We start from the raw sequence: 17,344 nt of genomic DNA on the forward strand, positions 1-17,344 counted from the left end.
GATGGCGGACGCGAGCGACAAGACGGCCGGGCAATCCGGGCCCACCTGCGCCGCCGATCCGTTTCGCGGCGGTGGGGAAGCGGGCGCGATCCTGCGGGCGATCGATTGGCCCAGCAAACCGATCGGCCCGGTCGACACCTGGCCGCAGAGCCTGCGCACCGCGTTGAGCCTGTGCCTGGCTTCGCGCCATCCGATCTGTATCATCTGGGGACCCGACCGGCTGTATTTCTACAACGACGCCTACGCGCCGATTCTCGGCGAGAAGCATCCCTGGGCGCTCGGCGAAAGCTATATTACCGTCTGGCCGGAAATCTGGGAGAGCTCAATCCGACCGATTCTCGAGCAGGTCGAACAGACCGGCGAAGCCTCCTGGTGCGACGACCTGCTGCTCGTGCTGCGCCGCCACGGTTTCAACGAGGAGTGCTATTTTGCGTTCTCGTTCGCGCCGACGCGCGTCGAGGACGGCAGCGTCGGCGGCGTGTTCACCGCCATCACGGAAACCACGCTGCAGGTGGTCGGCGAGCGGCGACTGCACACCTTGCGCGATCTGGGCGCGCGCGCCCCGGACGCGCGATCGGCGGAGGAAGCCTGCCGGATCGCGGCCGACGTCTTGGCGCAGAATCGCTACGACGTGCCGTTCGCGCTGTTCTACGCGATCGACGAAACCGGCCAGGCGGCAAAACTCGTGCCCGGGCCCGGCATTGAGCCCGGCGCGCGGGGCACGCCCGCGCGGGTGGCGCTCGATCAGGAAGACCCCGAAGACTTTTGGCATTTCGGTGAGGTGATCCGCTCCGGCAAGCCGCGCGTGCATTCGCAGCTGCCGGAGGATCTCGGGCCCCTGCCGAAGGGGCCCTGGCCGGAACGCCCGCACACGGCCGTCGTACTGCCGATCGCCCGGCCGGGAGAATCGGTGCCGTACGGCCTGCTGGTCTGCGGCGCGAGCGCGCGGCGGCCACTCGATCCGGATTACCAGAGTTTCTTCTCACTGATCGCGAGCCAGGTCGCCACCGCCGTGGCCAACGCCCTCGCGTTCGCCGAACAGCGGCGCCGCGCCGAATCCCTCGCCGCGCTGGATCGCGCGAAAATCGATTTCTTCAGCAATGTCAGCCACGAGTTCCGGACACCGCTAACGCTGATCCTCGGACCGCTCGAGGAATTGTTGAGTGAACCCGCGCGGTCCGCGTTGCCCGCCGATGCCCGCGAGCAGTTGAAGGTCGTTCACCGCAACAGCCTGCGGCTGCTGAAACTGGTGAACATGCTGCTGGATTTCTCGCGGCTAGAAGCCGGACGGATCGACGCGCATTTCGAGCCGGTCGACCTGCCGGAGTTCACCGCCGATCTCGTCGCGGTCTTCCGCTCCGCGATCGAAAAGGCCGGGCTCCGGCTGCAGGTGGACTGCCCTCCCGCGCCGTTCCCGGCCCTGGTCGACCGCGAGATGTGGGAGAAGATCGTGTTCAATCTCCTCTCGAACGCCTTCAAGTTCACCCGGCACGGCGAGATCGAGGTGTCGCTGCACTGCCTCGGCCCGACGTTCGAGCTGCGCGTGCGCGACACCGGGCTGGGCATCCCGCCCGAGAGTCAGAGCGAGGTCTTCAAGCGCTTTCACCGGCTCAAGCACGCCCACAGTCGCACGCACGAGGGCACCGGCATTGGTTTGTCGCTGGTGCAGGAGCTGGTCCGGCTTCACGGCGGCACGGTGTCGCTCACCAGCGAGGTCAACGTTGGCACGATCGTGAGCGTCACGATCCCGGTGCACCGGCCAGCCGGCACGCCCGCCAACCCGGGCGCACCGCGCAGCGCCTCCGGTGTCGAACCGCGGGCTTTCGTGGAGGAATCGCTGCGATGGATCCAACCCACGGACGCGGTCATGAAGGCGCCAGCCGTTCCGCGCGCCGACCGCCCGCCGCTCGCCCGCGTGCTCCTGGCCGACGACAACGCCGACATGCGCGACTACGTCATGCGGCTGCTGCGCGAGCATTACGACATCGCCGCCGTGGCCGATGGCCAGGCCGCCCTCGCGCTGGTCCGCCATTGGAAACCCGATCTCGTGCTGGCGGACATCATGATGCCGGGGTTGGACGGCTTCGAGTTGCTGCAGGCGTTGCGCGAATCGCCGGCGACACAGCAACTGCCGGTGATCCTGCTCTCCGCGCGGGCCGGCGAGGAATCCCGTAGTGAAGGGCTCGAGGCCGGCGCGGATGATTATCTCATCAAGCCTTTCAGCGCGCGCGAACTGCTCGCGCGGGTGCAATCGCAGCTGCACCTCGCGGAGTTGCGGCGCAAGGCCGAAGCGAAAGTCACGGCCAGCGAGGCCCGGCTGGCGCAGCTCGTCGCCATGCTCCCCGCCGGCATCTACACGGTCGATGCCGAGGGCCGGATCACGTTCTACAATCCGCGCGCCGCCGAGATCTGGCAGGCGCGGCCGACCCTCCACGCGCCCTACGCCGAGTTCGCCGCCCAGTTCAAGATCATCGGCGAGGACGGTCGCGAAGTGGCGATGGAGACGCGGCCCATGCCCACCGTGCTGCGCGAGGGCCGCAATCTGGTGACCAACGAAATCGAGCTGGAGCGGCCGGACGGCTCGCGGTTCTTCGCCAACTTCAGCATTTCGCCGACGTTCGGGCCGGACGGCCAGATCAGCGGAGCGATCGCGGTGTTCCAGGACGTCACGGCCGAGCGGCAGGCGAGGGTGGCGTTGCGCGCAACGGAGGAGCGATATCGCGCGGTGTTTCAGCAGGCATCGATCGGCATCATGGAGTGCGACCTCGAAGGCCGCATCCTGCGCTGCAATCCCGCGCTGGCGCGGCTGGTCGGCTACGCCGAGGCCGAGCTGTGCGGAATGAACTGGCGCGACCTGTGTCCGCCGGAAGAGGTGGGCGAAAACGAGCGCGTCGCCCAGCGGTTGTTGCGCGGCGACCGGCCGTCGTTCACCGGCGAGCGCCGCTACCGGCGCAAGGACGGCTCCGTCGGCTGGATCGATATCTTCGCCACCAGCATCTTCGACGACAGCGGCCGGCCCACCTACGGACTCGCCATGCTCGTCGACATCACCGAGCGCAAACGCGCCGAGGCGGAATTGCGCGAGACCGAGGAGCGCTTCCGCGTCGCCGCGGACAACGCGCCCGTGCTGCTGTGGATCGCCGACACCGACAAGCAGCGCACCTGGTTCAACCAGCCCTGGCTCGAATTCGTCGGCCGGACGCTGGAGCAGGAGGTGGGCCTGGGTTGGCTCGACAACGTGCACCCCGAAGATCGGGACCATGTGCTGGAGGTGTTCGACACCGCCTTCGAGCGGCGCGGGCCCTTCCGCCTCGAGTATCGAATCCGCCGGCACGACGGCGAGTACCGCTGGATGCTCGTGCACGGCGTGCCGCGTCAGCAGGACGAGGAGTTTGTCGGCTACATTGGATCGTGCGTCGACATCACCGATCGCCGGCTGGCGGAGGAGGCGATCCACGCGAGCCGCAACGCCGAACGCGCCCACCGCGTCGAGTTGGAGCGCGCCCGCGACGAGGCGGTCGCCGCTTCGCGCGCCAAGGACGATTTCCTCGCGGCGCTGTCCCACGAGTTGCGCACGCCGCTCAGCCCCGTGCTGCTGCTCGCCAGCGACGCCGCCGCCGATCCCCAGCTGCCCCCGTCGGTCCGGGCGGATTTCGAAACCATCCGCAAGAGCGTGGAATTGGAGGCGCGGCTGATCGACGACCTGCTCGATCTGACGCGCATCGTGCGGGACAAGATCTCGCTCGATTTGCGCGAGGTCGACGCGCCGGTGGCGCTGCGCGACGCACTCATCAACGTGCGCGCGGAGTTCGAGGCGAAACGAATCGGACTGGTGCTCGATCTTTCACCCGAACCTCAATTCGTACGCGCTGATCCGGTGCGGCTGCAGCAGGTGATTTGGAACGTGCTGAAGAACGCGGTGAAGTTCACGCCGGCCGGCGGCCGCGTCACCATTACGAGCCGGATCGATCATGAGCGGCGCCGCCTGGTGCTGGCCGTGGCCGACACCGGCATCGGCATGACGGCCGGCGAGATCGAGCGCGCGTTCGAAGCGTTTGCCCAAGGCGACCACGCCGGCAGCGGCGGCTCGCACCGATTCGGCGGCCTCGGCCTGGGCCTGGCGATTTCGCGCCGCGTGGTCGAGCTCCATGGCGGCAGCATCACGGCGCAGAGCCCGGGCCGTGGCCGCGGAGCGGTGTTCCGGATTGAGCTGCCCCTGCTGGCGGGTCCAGCCGGCGCCACCGCTGGCGACCCGCCCGTTGCCTGGGAACTGCCGACGGACCGCACCACCGCCGCCGCCACCGGCGGCTCACGCCGTCGCGTGCTGCTGGTGGAGGATCACGCGCCCACCCGCAGTGCGTTGGAAAGTCTGCTCGTGCGCCGCGGATTCAGTGTCACCGCGGCCGCCTCGGCCACCGAGGCTCGCGCGCTCGCCGCGTCGGAGCATTTCGATCTGTTGATCTCCGACATCGGGCTGCCCGACGGCAGCGGCTATGACCTCATGGCGGAATTTCGCGAGCGCTACGGGCTCGTCGGCATCGCGCTCACCGGCTACGGCATGGAGGAGGATGTCATGCGCAGCCGGCGGGCAGGGTTCAAGATGCACCTCACGAAACCCGTCCGTATCCAACACCTGGACCAGGCGCTCGCCACGCTGCAGGCTGCGAAGGAGGGCGAATGAACCGCCGGCGTTCCCGCGCACGCCGCTGGATCCCGGGCCTCCGCGGGCTCGCGGTCGCCGGCCTTTGCCACGTCGCCGCCGCCCACGCGCAAACGCCGCTCGCCAGCGCCGAGCGGATGCAACAGCTGTCGTTGGAGGAGCTGCTTTCCCTCGAGGTCACCACGATGTCGCGCAAAACCGAGCCGTGGTGGACGGCACCGGGAGCGGTCGAGGTGCTGACAAGCGAGGAGATCCGTCGCTCCACCGCGCGGAACCTGCCGGAGGCGCTGCGCCTCGCGACCGGCCTGGACGTGGCGCAGTCGAGCGCGCGGAGCTGGGCGATCAGCGCGCGCGGGTTCAACGTCCTCGCCGCCAACAAAATTTCCGTGCTGCTCGACGGCCGCAGCCTGTTCACCCCGTTCTTTTCCGGCGTGCAGTGGGACGCGCAGGACACGCTGCTGGCGGATGTCGACCGCATCGAGGTGGTGCGCGGTCCGGTCGGCGCGCTCTGGGGCGCGTTCGCGGTGAACGGCTTCGTGCAGATCGTAACGAAGCCCGCCGACGACACGCAGGGCTGGCTGGTCAGCGGCGGCGCGGGCACCGAGGACCCGGGCTTTCTTGCCGTGCGCTACGGTGGCCGGATCGGCCGCCGCGCGTTCTACCGGGTTTACGCGAAGTACTTCGATACCGATTGGACGTATCTCGCGAACGGCCGGCATGCCCAGCCCTCCACCGATTTTGGCCAGGTGGGCTTCCGCGCCGACGCGCTCCTCGATGCGGACACCAGCCTGACGGTACAGGGCGACGCTTACACCAACAAGGGCCTGCCGCAGGACCGCGAACAAGCGGAGATCTCCGGTGGCAATCTCCTCGCGCGGATCCGCCGCACGTTCTCCGCCGCCTCCGACCTCGAGGTCATGTCCTACTACGATCGCACCGCGCGCTGGCTTCCGACCGCCTGGCTGGAACGGCGCGACACCGGCGCATTGACCGCGAAGTTCCGCTATCCGCTCGACCGCCATGATCTGCTCGTCGGGGCGGACGTGCACGTGTCGCGGGACGACATCGCCAACCTGGGCTTCGCGACGATGGTGCCGCCGCAGCGCACCACCCACGTGGTGGGAGTGTATTTGCAGGACACGATCGCGGTCGTTCCGAGGCGCTGGGCGGTGACGCTCGGTGCCAAGGCGGAGCACAACAGTTTTTCCGGCGTGGAGGCGGAACCCTCGCTGCGCGCGGCGTGGACCCCCACTCCGCGCACGACGGGGTGGGCCGCAGTCTCGCGCGCCGTGCGCGCGCCCGTACGCGTGGATCAGGACCTGTTGCTCCAACTTGGCGGCCAGATCATCGTGGACGCGAGCGACGCGTTCGATTCCGAATCGGTCGTGGCCTACGAGCTGGGCTGGCGGCAGCAGGTCGGCTCGCAGCTGACGCTCGACGTGGCGGCCTTCCACAACGAATACCGCGACCTGCGCACGGCCGAGCCAATCGGCGCAGAGATTTTCCCCCTCACGTTCAAGAACGGCGCCGAGGCGCAGGCGGACGGGCTGGAGACCAGCGTGCAATACCAGCCGAGCGCCCGGCTGTTCTTCAAGGCGAGCTACCGACTGCTCGACCTGGACTTCATGTTGCGCCCCGGCAGTCGCGCCGGGAGCAGTTTCGCCAACGAGGGCAACGACCCGCGGCATCTCGGCTCCCTGACCGCCCACGCCGTGCTCAGCCACCATCTGGAATTCGACGCCACGCTCCGGCACGTGAGCAGCCGGCCCGACCCGGCGACGGAAGGCTACTGGACCGCGGACCTGCGACTCGCCTGGCTGCCCTCCGAGAGCTGGGAGATCGCGCTGCTCGGCCGCAATCTGTTCACCGGACTGCACCGCGAGCTGATCACCACCAACAGCCTCAATGAATTCATCCGCGCGAGCGGGACCGTGAAAATCACATGGCGCTACTGACGCAAACCCTCGGACGCCGCATGCCTGCGGTCCGGCTTTCCCGGTTGCTGCGTGCGGCGTGCGCCGGCCTCTGGCTCAGCCTGTCCGCGCCTGGAGTGCGCGCCGTGCCCGCGGCGGACGAGGCTGCGGTGAAGGCCGCCCTGCTGTACAACCTCACGCAATTCGTGGATTGGCCGCCGTCGTCCTTCCGCACGCCGTACGATCCCGTCATCATCGGTATCCTCGGGCCCGATCCCTTCGACGATTATCTCGACCAACTTGTCCGGCCAGTCGGCGCCGGCTCCCGGCGGGTGGTGGTGATGCGTTTCCGCGATGCCCGGGCGGCGCGGCAAGCCCACGTGCTGTTCATCCACGCGAGCCAGCGTGAGCATCTGCAGGCGATCTTCGCCACCCTGGAAGGCCGGGCAGTCCTCACCGTGGCCGACTTCGACGGCTTTCTCCGCCGCGGCGGCATCGTTCGTTTTTACCGGAACGCGGAAAACAAGATTCGGGTCCGGATCAATCTCGAGGCCGCCCGCGCCGCCGGGTTGACGATCAGTGCGAAATTGCTTCGCGTCGTCGAGATTGTCCCGCCCGAGGAAGAGTAGCCATGGATTTTCGCGATCTGCCCATCAAACGGAAACTGGCCGGCGCCATCATGCTGACCAGCCTCACCGTCCTGGCGCTGACCTCGCTGGCGCTGATCACCTACGAGCTTTACGCCTACAAACAGACCACCCGCCGCACGCTCTCGACCATCGCCGACATCATCGCGTCCAACAGCACGGCGGTGCTGATCTACGACGACCACAAGCTCGCCAGCCAGATCCTGGCGGGGTTGCACGATGAACCGGAGATCGAGGCGGCGGCACTGTATGACAAGGATGGACAGCTGTACGTGTCCTATCCCCTCTCGCTCGGCCCCACCGGCGTACCGGCGACCCCCGGCGTGGACGGCATCGATTTCGGCTTGCGGCAGATCACGCTGTTCGAGCCGGTGATCGAGGGCCAGAACCGCGTCGGCACGTTGTACCTGCGCGGTGACCTCGCCGACATGTACCGCCGGCTCGGCGTCTACGGACTCGTGCTGCTCAGCGTGCTCGGTTGCTCGGGGCTGGTCGCGCTGTCGCTGGCGGCTTATTTCCAGCGGCTGATCTCCCAGCCCATTCTCAACCTGGCCAACACCGCGCGCATCGTGTCCGAGCGGAAGGACTACTCCGTGCGCGCCGTAAAGCTGAGCAACGACGAGCTCGGCGGGTTCACCGAAACCTTCAACTCGATGCTGCACCAGGTGCAGGAAAGCCATTCGGCGCTGCGTGAGAGCGAGGAACGACTCTCCGCGGTGTTCCAGCAGGCCGGCGCCGGTATCGCGCAGACGGATGTCAGCGGGCGCTTCCTCATGGTCAACGACCGCTACTGCGAGATCGTCGGCCGCCCGCGCGAGTCGCTGCTCCAGCTCCGGATGCAGGACATCATTCACCCCGCGGACCTGAGCCATCATCAGTTCCTGAGCGAACACTCCGCCCGCGACGGCTCGTCGTTCGTCGTCGAAACCCGTTACGACCGGCCGCAGGGCGGCTTCGTCTGGGTGCGCAACAGCGTCGCGTTCATCCGCGATGCCGCTGGCACCATCGAATCCGCGATCGCGGTGACCGAGGACATCACCAGCTCCAAGCGCACGGAGAAGGAGCTCGAGCGCGCGCGCGACGACGCGCTGGCCGCCTCGCGCGCGAAGGACGATTTCCTCGCCACGCTCTCGCACGAGCTGCGCACGCCGCTGAATCCCGTGCTGCTGCTCGCCAGCGAAGCGGCCGAGGACCCGACGCTCCCGCCCGCCGTCCGCAGCGACTTCGCCACGATTCGCAACAACGTCGAGCTCGAGGCCCGGCTGATCGACGACCTGCTCGACCTGACGCGGATCACGCGCGGCAAGCTGCTGCTCGATTTGAAGCCGCACGACATGCACGCGATCCTGCAGGACGCGCTCGCGACCGTGCGGGCGGAGCTGGAGCGGAAGCAGATCGTCACCACGCTCAAGTTCGACGCCGGCCGGGCCGTGGTGCTCAGCGACGCCGTCCGGCTGCAACAGGTGTTCTGGAACGTGCTGAAGAACGCGGTGAAGTTCACGCCCGAGCAGGGCGGCATCACCGTGCACACGCATCTCGCGGTCGGCGATTCGCTCGTCGTCGAGATCACCGACACCGGCATCGGCCTCGAGCCGGCCGAGATCGAGCGGATCTTCGACGCGTTCTCCCAAGGCGACCACGCGGGCACGGCGGGCTCGCATCGCTTCGGCGGCGTCGGCCTCGGCCTGGCGATTTCCCGGATGCTGGTGGAACTGCACCGCGGCTCCATTCGCGCGGAAAGTCCGGGCCGGGGACACGGCGCCACGTTCCGCATCGAGCTGCCGCTGCTGCGGCGCGATGTCGCCGCACCGCGGATGCCGGCCGCCGATGGCCCGCCCGCCCGCGCGGCCGCGGCTGCAGGCTCGGCGGTGCCCGAAACGATGCGGCGCCGGATTCTGCTGGTGGAGGATCACGCGCCCACGCGCACGACGCTGCAGCAGCTGCTGATGCGGCGCCGCTACGAAGTGCTCGCCGCCGGCACGGTGGCGGAAGCCCGCGCCATCGCCGCCAAGGAAAGCTTCGATTTTGTGATCTCCGACATCGGGCTGCCGGACGGCAACGCGTATGAGCTGATGTCCGACCTGCGCGCGGAAAAAGGACTCACCGGCATCGCGCTCACCGGTTACGGAATGGAAAGCGACATCGCGCGCAGCCACGCCGCCGGCTTCGTCGTGCATCTGACCAAGCCGCTGCGCGTGCAATCGCTCGACGAAGCGCTGGCCCGCATTTCCGGCGCCACGCCGGCGTAACAGTTGTCGCATACGTTTGCGCAACCGGCGAGGTAGGGCGGGCATTCCGCTGCCCGCCGGGAGTTCGCTCGATGTTCGCGGCGCTCACCGGCGCGAGCGCCCTACCTTCCCTGCCGGGCTGCGGGCTTGTGACCGGGGCATTCCTGTGCTCGGTTTGCCACTCGCATGCCTACGATCCGAGACCTCGCGGCCGCCAAAGCGGGCGGTCGCAAAATCGTCATGGTCACCGCCTACGACGCGTCGGCGGCCCGGCTCCTCGCCGGCACCGAAGTCGATTGTCTGCTCGTCGGCGACAGCGCGATGATGGTGGTCCATGGCCAACGCGACACGCTCGGCGCGACGGTCGAACTGATGGCGATGCATACGCGGGCGGTGGTGCGCGGCGCGCCGGGCAAGCTGATCGTGACCGATTTTCCTTTTCTCGCCGCCCGCAAGGGCATCGCGCCCGCCCTCGACGCCGCGGCGGAGTTGCTGCGCGCCGGCGCGCACGCGGTGAAAATCGAAGGCGTGCGCGGACACGCCAATGTCATCCGCCACCTGATCGAATCGGGCATTCCGGTCATGGGCCATCTTGGGCTGCAACCGCAGTCCGTGCACACACTCGGCGGTTACACGGTGCAGGGACGCGATCCGGTCGAGGCGCAGCGGTTGCACGAGGACGCCGCGGAGCTGCAGGCGCTCGGCGTGTTCGCGCTCGTGCTCGAATGCGTGCCGCAGAAGCTCGCGCGCAACGTCACTGCCGAGCTGCAGATTCCTACGATCGGCATCGGGGCCGGCGCCGGCTGCGATGGCCAGGTGCTCGTCTGGCACGACCTGCTTGGGCTCAACCCCGACTTCAAGCCGAAGTTCGTGCGGCCGTTCGCCGACGGCGCCACCGTGCTGCGCGAGGGCATCAACCGCTTCGTCACCGCGGTCCGCGCGGGCAAATTTCCCACGAACAAGGAGAGCTTTTCGTGAACCGATTTGGTCCGATGGAGCGGCGATGTCCCGTCGCCAGTTACGAGCGACCTCAACTACAGATGAACACTGATAAACACAGATTGAGACCGGATTTCCATCTGTGTTCATTTGTGTCCATCTGTGGTTAAGGGGTCTGAGGCTTGCCTTGCTAGAATCGATTCACTGATGCCCAAACTGATCCACACCATCGCCGAGTGGCGGGCGCTGCGCGCGGAGCATCGCGCGGCGGGTCGCACGATCGGATTCGTTCCGACGATGGGCGCGCTGCACGAGGGACACGCGTCGCTGTTCCGCGCGGCGGCCGGTGAGCACCCGGTGGTGCTCGCGTCGGTCTTCGTCAACCCCACGCAGTTCGACGAGCAGCATGATTTCGAAAAATATCCGCGTACCCTCGCCGCGGACTGCGCGCTGATGGACGCCGCCGGCGTGACGGTCGCATTCGTCCCGTCGGTCGACGAGATGTATCCCAACGGCACGCGCTACGGCGTCGTCGAGACCGAGTTCAGCCGCGAGCTGTGCGGCGCGCACCGGCCGGGACATTTCGCTGGCATGCTCACGGTTGTGATGAAGCTGCTGCAGATCGCCGATGCGGAAGCCGCCTATTTCGGCGAAAAGGATTATCAGCAGCTGCTGTTGATCCGCGGCATGCGCGAGGCGTTTTTCCTACCGACGCGGATTGTCGGCTGTCCGATCATTCGCGAACCGGACGGGCTCGCGATGAGCTCGCGCAACGCCCGGCTCTCGTCGGCCGAGCGCGCGCTCGCGCCACAGTTTCACTCAGCGCTCGTCGCTGCCCCGACCGTCGAGCAAGCGCGCGCACGACTCGAGGCGGCGGGTTTCCGCGTCGATTACGTCGAGGATCGCGACGGCCGTCGCTTCGGCGCCGTCCGGCTCGGCCAGACGCGGCTGATCGACAATGTCTCGTTGAGAGTTGAGTGATGAGAGTTGAGAGAACAACCAAGCTCTGATGCCGCCTCCCTCGCGAACGCGCCTTCGCGCCGGCCTGCTCCGGCCCTCAACTCTCAACCCTCAACTCTCATCTCGGTTTTCCGCTCCCATGCCCAACGTCCTCGTTCTCCTCACCGGCTCGATCGCGTGCTTCAAGGCTTGCACGCTGATCTCGCGGCTCGTGCAGGCCGGTGTCACCGTGCAGACGGTCGCGACGCCTGCGGCGCTGCGCTTCGTCGGTACCGCGACGCTCGAAGGCCTGAGCGGCCGGCCTGTGTTCACCGACGTGTTCGAGGAGGGCCGCGCCTTGGATCACATTGCGCTCGCCCGCGCCGCCGATCTCGCGCTCGTCTGCCCGGCGACGGCCAACACTATCAACCAGCTCGCCGCCGGGATCGCCGGCGACCCGGTTGGCACGCTGTTTCTCGCCTGGGAACTCGAGTCGAAACCGTGGTGGATCGCCCCGGCGATGAACGCGTGGATGTGGAAGCACCCCGCCACGGCCGCCTCGATCGCCACGCTCAAGTCCTGGGGCGTGCGCGTGCTCGACCCGGTCGAGGGCCCGCACGCCTGCGGCGAAACCGGGCCCGGCCGGCTCGCTGAACCGGAACTGATCACCGCCGAGATCTTGAAAACCTTGGGAGCGCGGCCGCCCTCCGCCGCATCCGAAATGTAACGACCGAGGACGCCGCGCTCCCAACCCATGAAGATCCTCGTTACCTCCGGTGCCACGCGCGAGCCGATCGACGACGTGCGGTTCCTCTCGAACGTCAGCACCGGCACGACCGGCGCGGCGCTGGCCACCGCGCTCGCCGCCGCCAGCCACGGCGTCACCTTGCTGCACGGCGCGGCCGCGCCCGCCGCATCCGGCGCACAGCACAACGAGGAATTCTCCTCGGCCATGGACCTGTCGGCGCGACTGCGACGGCAGCTCGCGACCGGCGATTTCGATGCGATCATCATGACCGCGGCCGTCGCCGACTACCGCCCCGCCGCGCCGTTCGTCGGCAAGCTTCCCTCCACCGCCGAGACGCTCACGCTCGAGCTGGTGCGCAATCCGAAAATTCTGCCTCACCTCAAATCGCTCACCACGCGACCGCTGCGCGTGATCGGATTCAAGCTCACGGCCGGAGCCGACGCCGACCACCGGCGGGCCGCCGTGTCCGCGCAGTTCGCCGCCGGCGGCGTCGACGCCGTGGTGCACAACGATCTGTATGAAATCCGCGCCGCCGCGCGCGAGCAGCATCCATTCGCACTGCACTGCGGTCTCGAGGTCGAACCCCTCTTTCTCCACGGCGTCCCAGCACTGGCGAACGCGCTCAGCGCATGGCTGGCTGAGTGGCCCGCGCGTCCCGCCCGTGAGCTGGGAAGTGGCACCCCGGCTCGCGTCTAGTCCGGAAATTTCATGAACAGGAGTGAAGCTCAGTCCGAAATTTCCGCCCGCCTGCGGCGGAGCGACCTTGTCGCGGCTAGCCGCGACTGGGTCGGCCCGGAGGGCGGATATCTCATGAATTTCATGAAATATCCGGGCTAGCGCTCGTCATCCCATGCGCACGCTCGCGATCTCTCTCGGCAACACCTCGCTGTTCGGGGGCGTGTTCGTGGACGACCGGCTGAGCCGAACGTTTCGTCTGGCACATGGTGAGCTGCACCGGTTGCCGGCGCAGGTCGGCAAGTCGATCGACGCCGCGGCGGTTTGTTCGGTCGTGCCCGCGCTCACCGCACGCGTCGTCACGCGGATCCGGCGCACCTGGCGAATCCAGCCCGGGATGCTCACCGCCGACACCGCGCACGGACTGACGATCAGGTATCGCCGACCGCGCGAGCTCGGCACCGACCGGCTCGCCGCCGCGCTCGGCGCGCGGGCGCTTTATCCGCGCCGCCACGTGATCGTCGTCGACTGCGGCACTGCGACCACCGTGACGGCACTGCATCGCGACGGCCGGTTGCTGGGCGGCGCGATTTTGCCCGGCGTCACCCTCTGGGTCGACGCGCTCGCCGTTCGCACGGCCCAATTGCCGCGGATCGCACCGCGGCGTCCGCGCACGGCCGTCGGCCGCTCCCCCATGGAGGCGATCGCCAGCGGCGTATTCTTCGGTCACCTCGGCGCCGTGCGCGAGCTCGTGGCCCGCGTGCGCCGCGAGTCCTTTGGGCGCGGGGCCGCGATCGTGGTCGGCACCGGCGGACATGCCCCGCTGTTCGGCCACGACGGGCTCTTCGACGCCCTCGTCCCCGATCTGGTGCTCCGCGGCCTGCACGTCTTCGCCGCGTCCCGTAAAGTAAGCTAATAGGTTACATTGTGCGGCACGACCGGGAGGCCGCGGCGGGCGATGGCAAAGCCGGACTTTGACCCGCGGGCGCACGCCGTGCATCGTAGGCGCTGAATGATTGCCACTGACGATACCATCGAAGCCGAAGCGGAACGCTTGCTGCGCCTGCTCATGCACGTCGACTGCGACCCGCATGGCCGCACCTGGAATCTCGCGACCTGTCGCGAGATCGCGCCGCTGACGCTCGAAATCAACCGGCTCAAGCGCGAGAAGGACGCCGTCATCCTCACGCACTCCTACGTGGAACCGGAGATCATCTACGGCGTCGGCGATTTCAAAGGCGACTCCTACTACCTGAGCGAGAAAGCGCGGGAATCGAAGGCCAAGGTCATCGTTTTCGCCGGTGTCGTGTTCATGGCGGAAACCGCGAAGATCCTTTCGCCGAATGCGCTCGTCGTGGTGCCCGATCGGGGGTCCGGCTGCTCGCTCGCCGACTCGATCACGGGCGAAGAGGTTCGCCGGCTGAAGCAGCTCTACCCCGACGCCACTGTCGTCTGCTACATCAACAGCACGGCGGAGGTGAAGGCGGAATCGGACGTCTGCGTCACGTCGGGCAACGTCTATGACATCGTCGCCAACCTGCCGGCGAAGCGTATCCTGTTCGTGCCGGACCGGCTGATGGCACAGAACGTCCGCGCCGAGATGAAAAAGCGCGGCGTGGCGAAGGAGATCATCTCCTCCGACGGCACGTGCGTGGTGCACGATGAATTCACGCCGGCGCAAATTGCCGAGGCCCGCGCACAGTTTCCCGGGCTGAAGGTCGTGGCGCATCCCGAATGCACACCGGAGGTCGCCGCGGTCGCGGATTTTGTCGGCAGCACCGGTGCGATGCTGAGCTACGTGAAAACGACGAACGCGCCCTACTTCCTGATGCTGACCGAGTGCGGACTCGTCGGCCGACTCGAGGTCGAGGCGCCGGAGAAGAACTTCATCGGCGGCTGCCGGCTGTGTCCCTACATGAAGATGAACACGCTCGAAAAAGTGCGCCAGGCGCTGGTGGCGCCGCGCCCCGAGCAGATCATCACGCTCGACGAAGGGCTGCGGCGGCGCGCACTGCGCTGCATCGAGCGGATGTTTGAGCTCGCGCCGAAGAAATAAAGCCGGATGCCGCTGGGATCACAGATGCGCCCAGACAAACACGGGTAGTGCAGGTCGCCGGAACGCGCTTTAGCCGTGTCTATCCGCACTATCCGTGGTTGGTATTGCTCCATGCTCACTCCTCGCACCGAACACCTGATCGACCTCGCGCTGGACGAAGACGCCGGGCTGGGCGACGTGACCAGCCGCGCGATCTTCGCGCCCACGCACCGCTCGCGCGGCTTCATCTCCGCCGGACAGGATCTCGTGGTGTGCGGCCTCGAGGTCGCCGCGCGCGTGTTCACCCGCGTCGATCCCGCGCTCGCGGTGAAACTCGTCGCACGCGATGGGCAGCGCGTGAAGACGGGCGCGAAGGTGCTGACCGTGACCGGCCCTACCGGCGCACTGCTGACCGCGGAGCGTACCGCGTTGAATTTCCTGCAGCGGCTCTCGGGCGTGGCCACGCAGGCGCGCCGGTTCGCTGACGCGGTCGAGGGCACGGGCGTGCGGGTCGTCGACACGCGCAAGACCACGCCCGGCTGGCGCGCGCTGGAAAAATACGCCGTGCGCTGCGGCGGCTGCGTGAATCACCGCTCCTCGCTCGGTGAGCACGTGCTGATCAAGGACAACCACATCGCCGCCGCCGGCTCGCTGGCCAAGGCCGTGCAGTTGGCCCGCGCCGCGGCCCCGCATCTCGCCAAGATCGAGGTCGAGGCCAAGACGCTCGCCGAAGTCCGCGAGGCGCTCCGCGCCGGCGCCGAGGTCATCCTGCTCGACAACATGACGCCTGATCGCGTCGAAGCCGCGCTGGCGCTGATCGGCGGCTGCGCCGTCGTCGAGGTGTCGGGCGGTGTGCGCTACGAAACGCTGCGCGCGTACGCGCAACCCGGCGTCGACGTCATCAGCATCGGCGCGCTGACGCATTCGGCGCCCGCGGCGGATTTGAGCCTGACAGTTTTGCCGCAGCGTGGAAAGTAGCGCGGGCGCAAGCCCGTCCACTTTCATGGAAACTCTCCGCACCGACTGCCTCGTGATCGGCGCCGGCCTCGCCGGCTCGGCTTACGCGCTGCAGATGGCCAGACGTGGGTTCAAGGTCGAACTCCTCGCCCTCGATGGACCGCTCCAAGCCAACAGTGACTGGGCGCAAGGCGGGATCATTTACGACCAGGCGCAGGACCCCGCGGCGCTGGCACGCGACATCATGGTCGCGAGCGATCATACCGCGAACCCCGCGGCGATCGACCATCTGATCCGCGAGGGCCCGATCGCCGTCAAGGAGCTGCTGCTCGACGAACTGAAGATAGGCTTCGACCGCGGCCCCGCCGGCGAATTGGACTTCACGCGTGAGGGCGGACACAGCCACCGCCGGATCATTCACGCGAAGGACGCCACTGGACACGCGATCCTCGCCGCCGTCGCGCATCGGGTCGACGAGCAACCGGCGATCACGCGCCGCAGCGGCTGGGTCGCGATCGACCTGCTGACGCTGTCGCACAACTCCGAGGACCTGACCGACAAATACGAGCCGCTGACCTGCTTCGGCGCCTACGTGCTCGACACGTCGACCGGCGAAACGGTTGCGATCGTGGCGAAAAAAACCGTGCTCGCGACCGGCGGGCTCGGACAGATTTTCCTGCATTCGACAAACCAGCCCGGCAGCGTCGGTCACGGCGTCGCGATGGCCTACCGCGTCGGCGCCCGGTTGATGGACCTGGAATACGTCCAGTTTCATCCCACCGTCTTCGCGAAGAAAAATGCACCCCGCTTCCTCATCACGGAGGCGATGCGCGGCGAAGGCGGCGTGCTGGTGAACGCGAAGGGCGAGCGGTTCATGGATGCAGCCGACCCGCGCGGCTCGCTCGCGCCGCGCGACATCGTGGCGCGCGCGATCAAGCAGGAACTCGCGAGCAGCGGCGACCCCGGCGTGTTCCTCGATCTGTCGGCGATGAAGCCGGAGTTCGTACGCGACCGCTTCCCGAACATTTACGAACGCTGTCTCAGCTACGGGGTCGACATCACGCGCGAGCCGATTCCGGTCGTGCCGGCGGCGCATTTCGCGTGCGGCGGCGTGCACGCCAATCTCTCCGGCCGAACCAGCGTGCAGCACCTCAACGCGATCGGGGAAACCGGTTGCACCGGCCTGCACGGCGCGAACCGGCTCGCGAGCACGTCGCTGCTCGAGTGCCTGGTGAGTGCAAAATCCGCCGCGATCGCGGATGCCGCGGGGATGGCCGCGACGGACTTTCGGCTGCCGCAGCCGCGGTTGTGGGAGAGCCCCACCCGCGAGGCCGACCCCGTGCTCGTGCGGCAGGACATGCTGCAGATTCAGCACACGATGTGGAACTACGCCGGCGTGATCCGCTCGCGTCGCCGGCTCACGCGGGCGCGCCGAATCCTGCTCGAACTCCGCGAGGAGGTGCAGAGTTTTTATCGCGGGTGCCGGCTCTCGCGCGAGCTGATCGAGCTGCGCAACGGCATCCAAACCGCCCTGTTGATCGTCCACGCCGCGTCGCTCAATCCCCACAGCAAGGGCTGTCACTACGTGATCGAGGAGGAGTGA

Annotated in this window: 12 protein-coding genes; all 12 read left to right on the forward strand. The window is 67.7% G+C overall.

Annotated elements, in window-relative coordinates:
• Position 1: 1 nt before the first annotated feature.
• The 12 genes from OTER_RS03920 to OTER_RS03975 all read left to right on the forward strand — a co-directional run bounded on the left by OTER_RS03920 (position 2) and on the right by OTER_RS03975 (position 17,344).
• Positions 2 to 4,681: a PAS domain S-box protein gene (locus OTER_RS03920; protein WP_012373602.1), complete on the forward strand. Its 4,680-nt coding sequence runs from the start codon at positions 2 to 4 to the stop codon at positions 4,679 to 4,681.
• Positions 4,678 to 6,615 (forward strand): TonB-dependent receptor plug domain-containing protein, encoded by a 1,938-nt coding sequence (locus OTER_RS03925; protein ID WP_012373603.1) that lies wholly within the window; start codon positions 4,678 to 4,680, stop codon positions 6,613 to 6,615. The genes OTER_RS03920 and OTER_RS03925 overlap by 4 nt, the downstream gene beginning before the upstream one ends.
• A gap of 20 nt (positions 6,616 to 6,635) precedes the next feature.
• Entirely contained in the window at positions 6,636 to 7,202 is a 567-nt protein-coding gene (locus OTER_RS03930; protein WP_158305353.1) for a TOL_0243 family YfiR-like periplasmic protein, read from the forward strand.
• A 2-nt stretch (positions 7,203 to 7,204) separates the two neighbouring features.
• Complete coding sequence (locus OTER_RS03935) at positions 7,205 to 9,469, forward strand: sensor histidine kinase, YfiR-like protein-associated (RefSeq protein ID WP_012373605.1); 2,265 nt, start codon at positions 7,205 to 7,207, stop codon at positions 9,467 to 9,469.
• 165 nt (positions 9,470 to 9,634) lie between these two features.
• A complete protein-coding gene (gene panB / locus OTER_RS03940; RefSeq protein ID WP_012373606.1) occupies positions 9,635 to 10,426 on the forward strand; it encodes a 3-methyl-2-oxobutanoate hydroxymethyltransferase in 792 nt (263 codons plus the stop codon).
• A gap of 168 nt (positions 10,427 to 10,594) precedes the next feature.
• Positions 10,595 to 11,368 carry a pantoate--beta-alanine ligase gene (panC, locus tag OTER_RS03945; protein WP_012373607.1) on the forward strand — a complete coding sequence of 258 codons (774 nt, stop codon included), beginning with the start codon at positions 10,595 to 10,597 and terminating at the stop codon, positions 11,366 to 11,368.
• Between the two features lie 118 nt (positions 11,369 to 11,486).
• Entirely contained in the window at positions 11,487 to 12,053 is a 567-nt protein-coding gene (locus OTER_RS03950; protein ID WP_012373608.1) for a flavoprotein, read from the forward strand.
• A gap of 27 nt (positions 12,054 to 12,080) precedes the next feature.
• Positions 12,081 to 12,770 carry a phosphopantothenoylcysteine decarboxylase domain-containing protein gene (locus OTER_RS03955; RefSeq protein WP_012373609.1) on the forward strand — a complete coding sequence of 230 codons (690 nt, stop codon included), beginning with the start codon at positions 12,081 to 12,083 and terminating at the stop codon, positions 12,768 to 12,770.
• A 154-nt stretch (positions 12,771 to 12,924) separates the two neighbouring features.
• On the forward strand, positions 12,925 to 13,665 hold the full coding sequence (locus OTER_RS03960; protein ID WP_012373610.1) for a type III pantothenate kinase: 741 nt from the start codon (positions 12,925 to 12,927) through the stop codon (positions 13,663 to 13,665).
• Positions 13,666 to 13,761: 96 nt separating this feature from the next.
• Entirely contained in the window at positions 13,762 to 14,805 is a 1,044-nt protein-coding gene (gene nadA / locus OTER_RS03965; RefSeq protein ID WP_012373611.1) for a quinolinate synthase NadA, read from the forward strand.
• A 111-nt stretch (positions 14,806 to 14,916) separates the two neighbouring features.
• Entirely contained in the window at positions 14,917 to 15,762 is an 846-nt protein-coding gene (nadC, locus tag OTER_RS03970; RefSeq protein ID WP_012373612.1) for a carboxylating nicotinate-nucleotide diphosphorylase, read from the forward strand.
• 25 nt (positions 15,763 to 15,787) lie between these two features.
• Positions 15,788 to 17,344 carry an L-aspartate oxidase gene (locus OTER_RS03975; protein ID WP_012373613.1) on the forward strand — a complete coding sequence of 519 codons (1,557 nt, stop codon included), beginning with the start codon at positions 15,788 to 15,790 and terminating at the stop codon, positions 17,342 to 17,344.

Source organism: Opitutus terrae PB90-1, from assembly GCF_000019965.1.
Lineage (GTDB): Bacteria > Verrucomicrobiota > Verrucomicrobiia > Opitutales > Opitutaceae > Opitutus > Opitutus terrae.

What these genes read in the sequence shown, in the direction of transcription:
- OTER_RS03920 (WP_012373602.1), top strand. Translation starts at nt 2, where the DNA reads ATGGCGGACGCGAGCGACAAGACGGCCGGGCAATCCGGGCCCACCTGC.
- OTER_RS03925 (WP_012373603.1), top strand. Translation starts at nt 4,678, where the DNA reads ATGAACCGCCGGCGTTCCCGCGCACGCCGCTGGATCCCGGGCCTCCGC.
- OTER_RS03930 (WP_158305353.1), top strand. Translation starts at nt 6,636, where the DNA reads ATGCCTGCGGTCCGGCTTTCCCGGTTGCTGCGTGCGGCGTGCGCCGGC.
- OTER_RS03935 (WP_012373605.1), top strand. Translation starts at nt 7,205, where the DNA reads ATGGATTTTCGCGATCTGCCCATCAAACGGAAACTGGCCGGCGCCATC.
- panB (WP_012373606.1), top strand. Translation starts at nt 9,635, where the DNA reads ATGCCTACGATCCGAGACCTCGCGGCCGCCAAAGCGGGCGGTCGCAAA.
- panC (WP_012373607.1), top strand. Translation starts at nt 10,595, where the DNA reads ATGCCCAAACTGATCCACACCATCGCCGAGTGGCGGGCGCTGCGCGCG.
- OTER_RS03950 (WP_012373608.1), top strand. Translation starts at nt 11,487, where the DNA reads ATGCCCAACGTCCTCGTTCTCCTCACCGGCTCGATCGCGTGCTTCAAG.
- OTER_RS03955 (WP_012373609.1), top strand. Translation starts at nt 12,081, where the DNA reads ATGAAGATCCTCGTTACCTCCGGTGCCACGCGCGAGCCGATCGACGAC.
- OTER_RS03960 (WP_012373610.1), top strand. Translation starts at nt 12,925, where the DNA reads ATGCGCACGCTCGCGATCTCTCTCGGCAACACCTCGCTGTTCGGGGGC.
- nadA (WP_012373611.1), top strand. Translation starts at nt 13,762, where the DNA reads ATGATTGCCACTGACGATACCATCGAAGCCGAAGCGGAACGCTTGCTG.
- nadC (WP_012373612.1), top strand. Translation starts at nt 14,917, where the DNA reads ATGCTCACTCCTCGCACCGAACACCTGATCGACCTCGCGCTGGACGAA.
- OTER_RS03975 (WP_012373613.1), top strand. Translation starts at nt 15,788, where the DNA reads ATGGAAACTCTCCGCACCGACTGCCTCGTGATCGGCGCCGGCCTCGCC.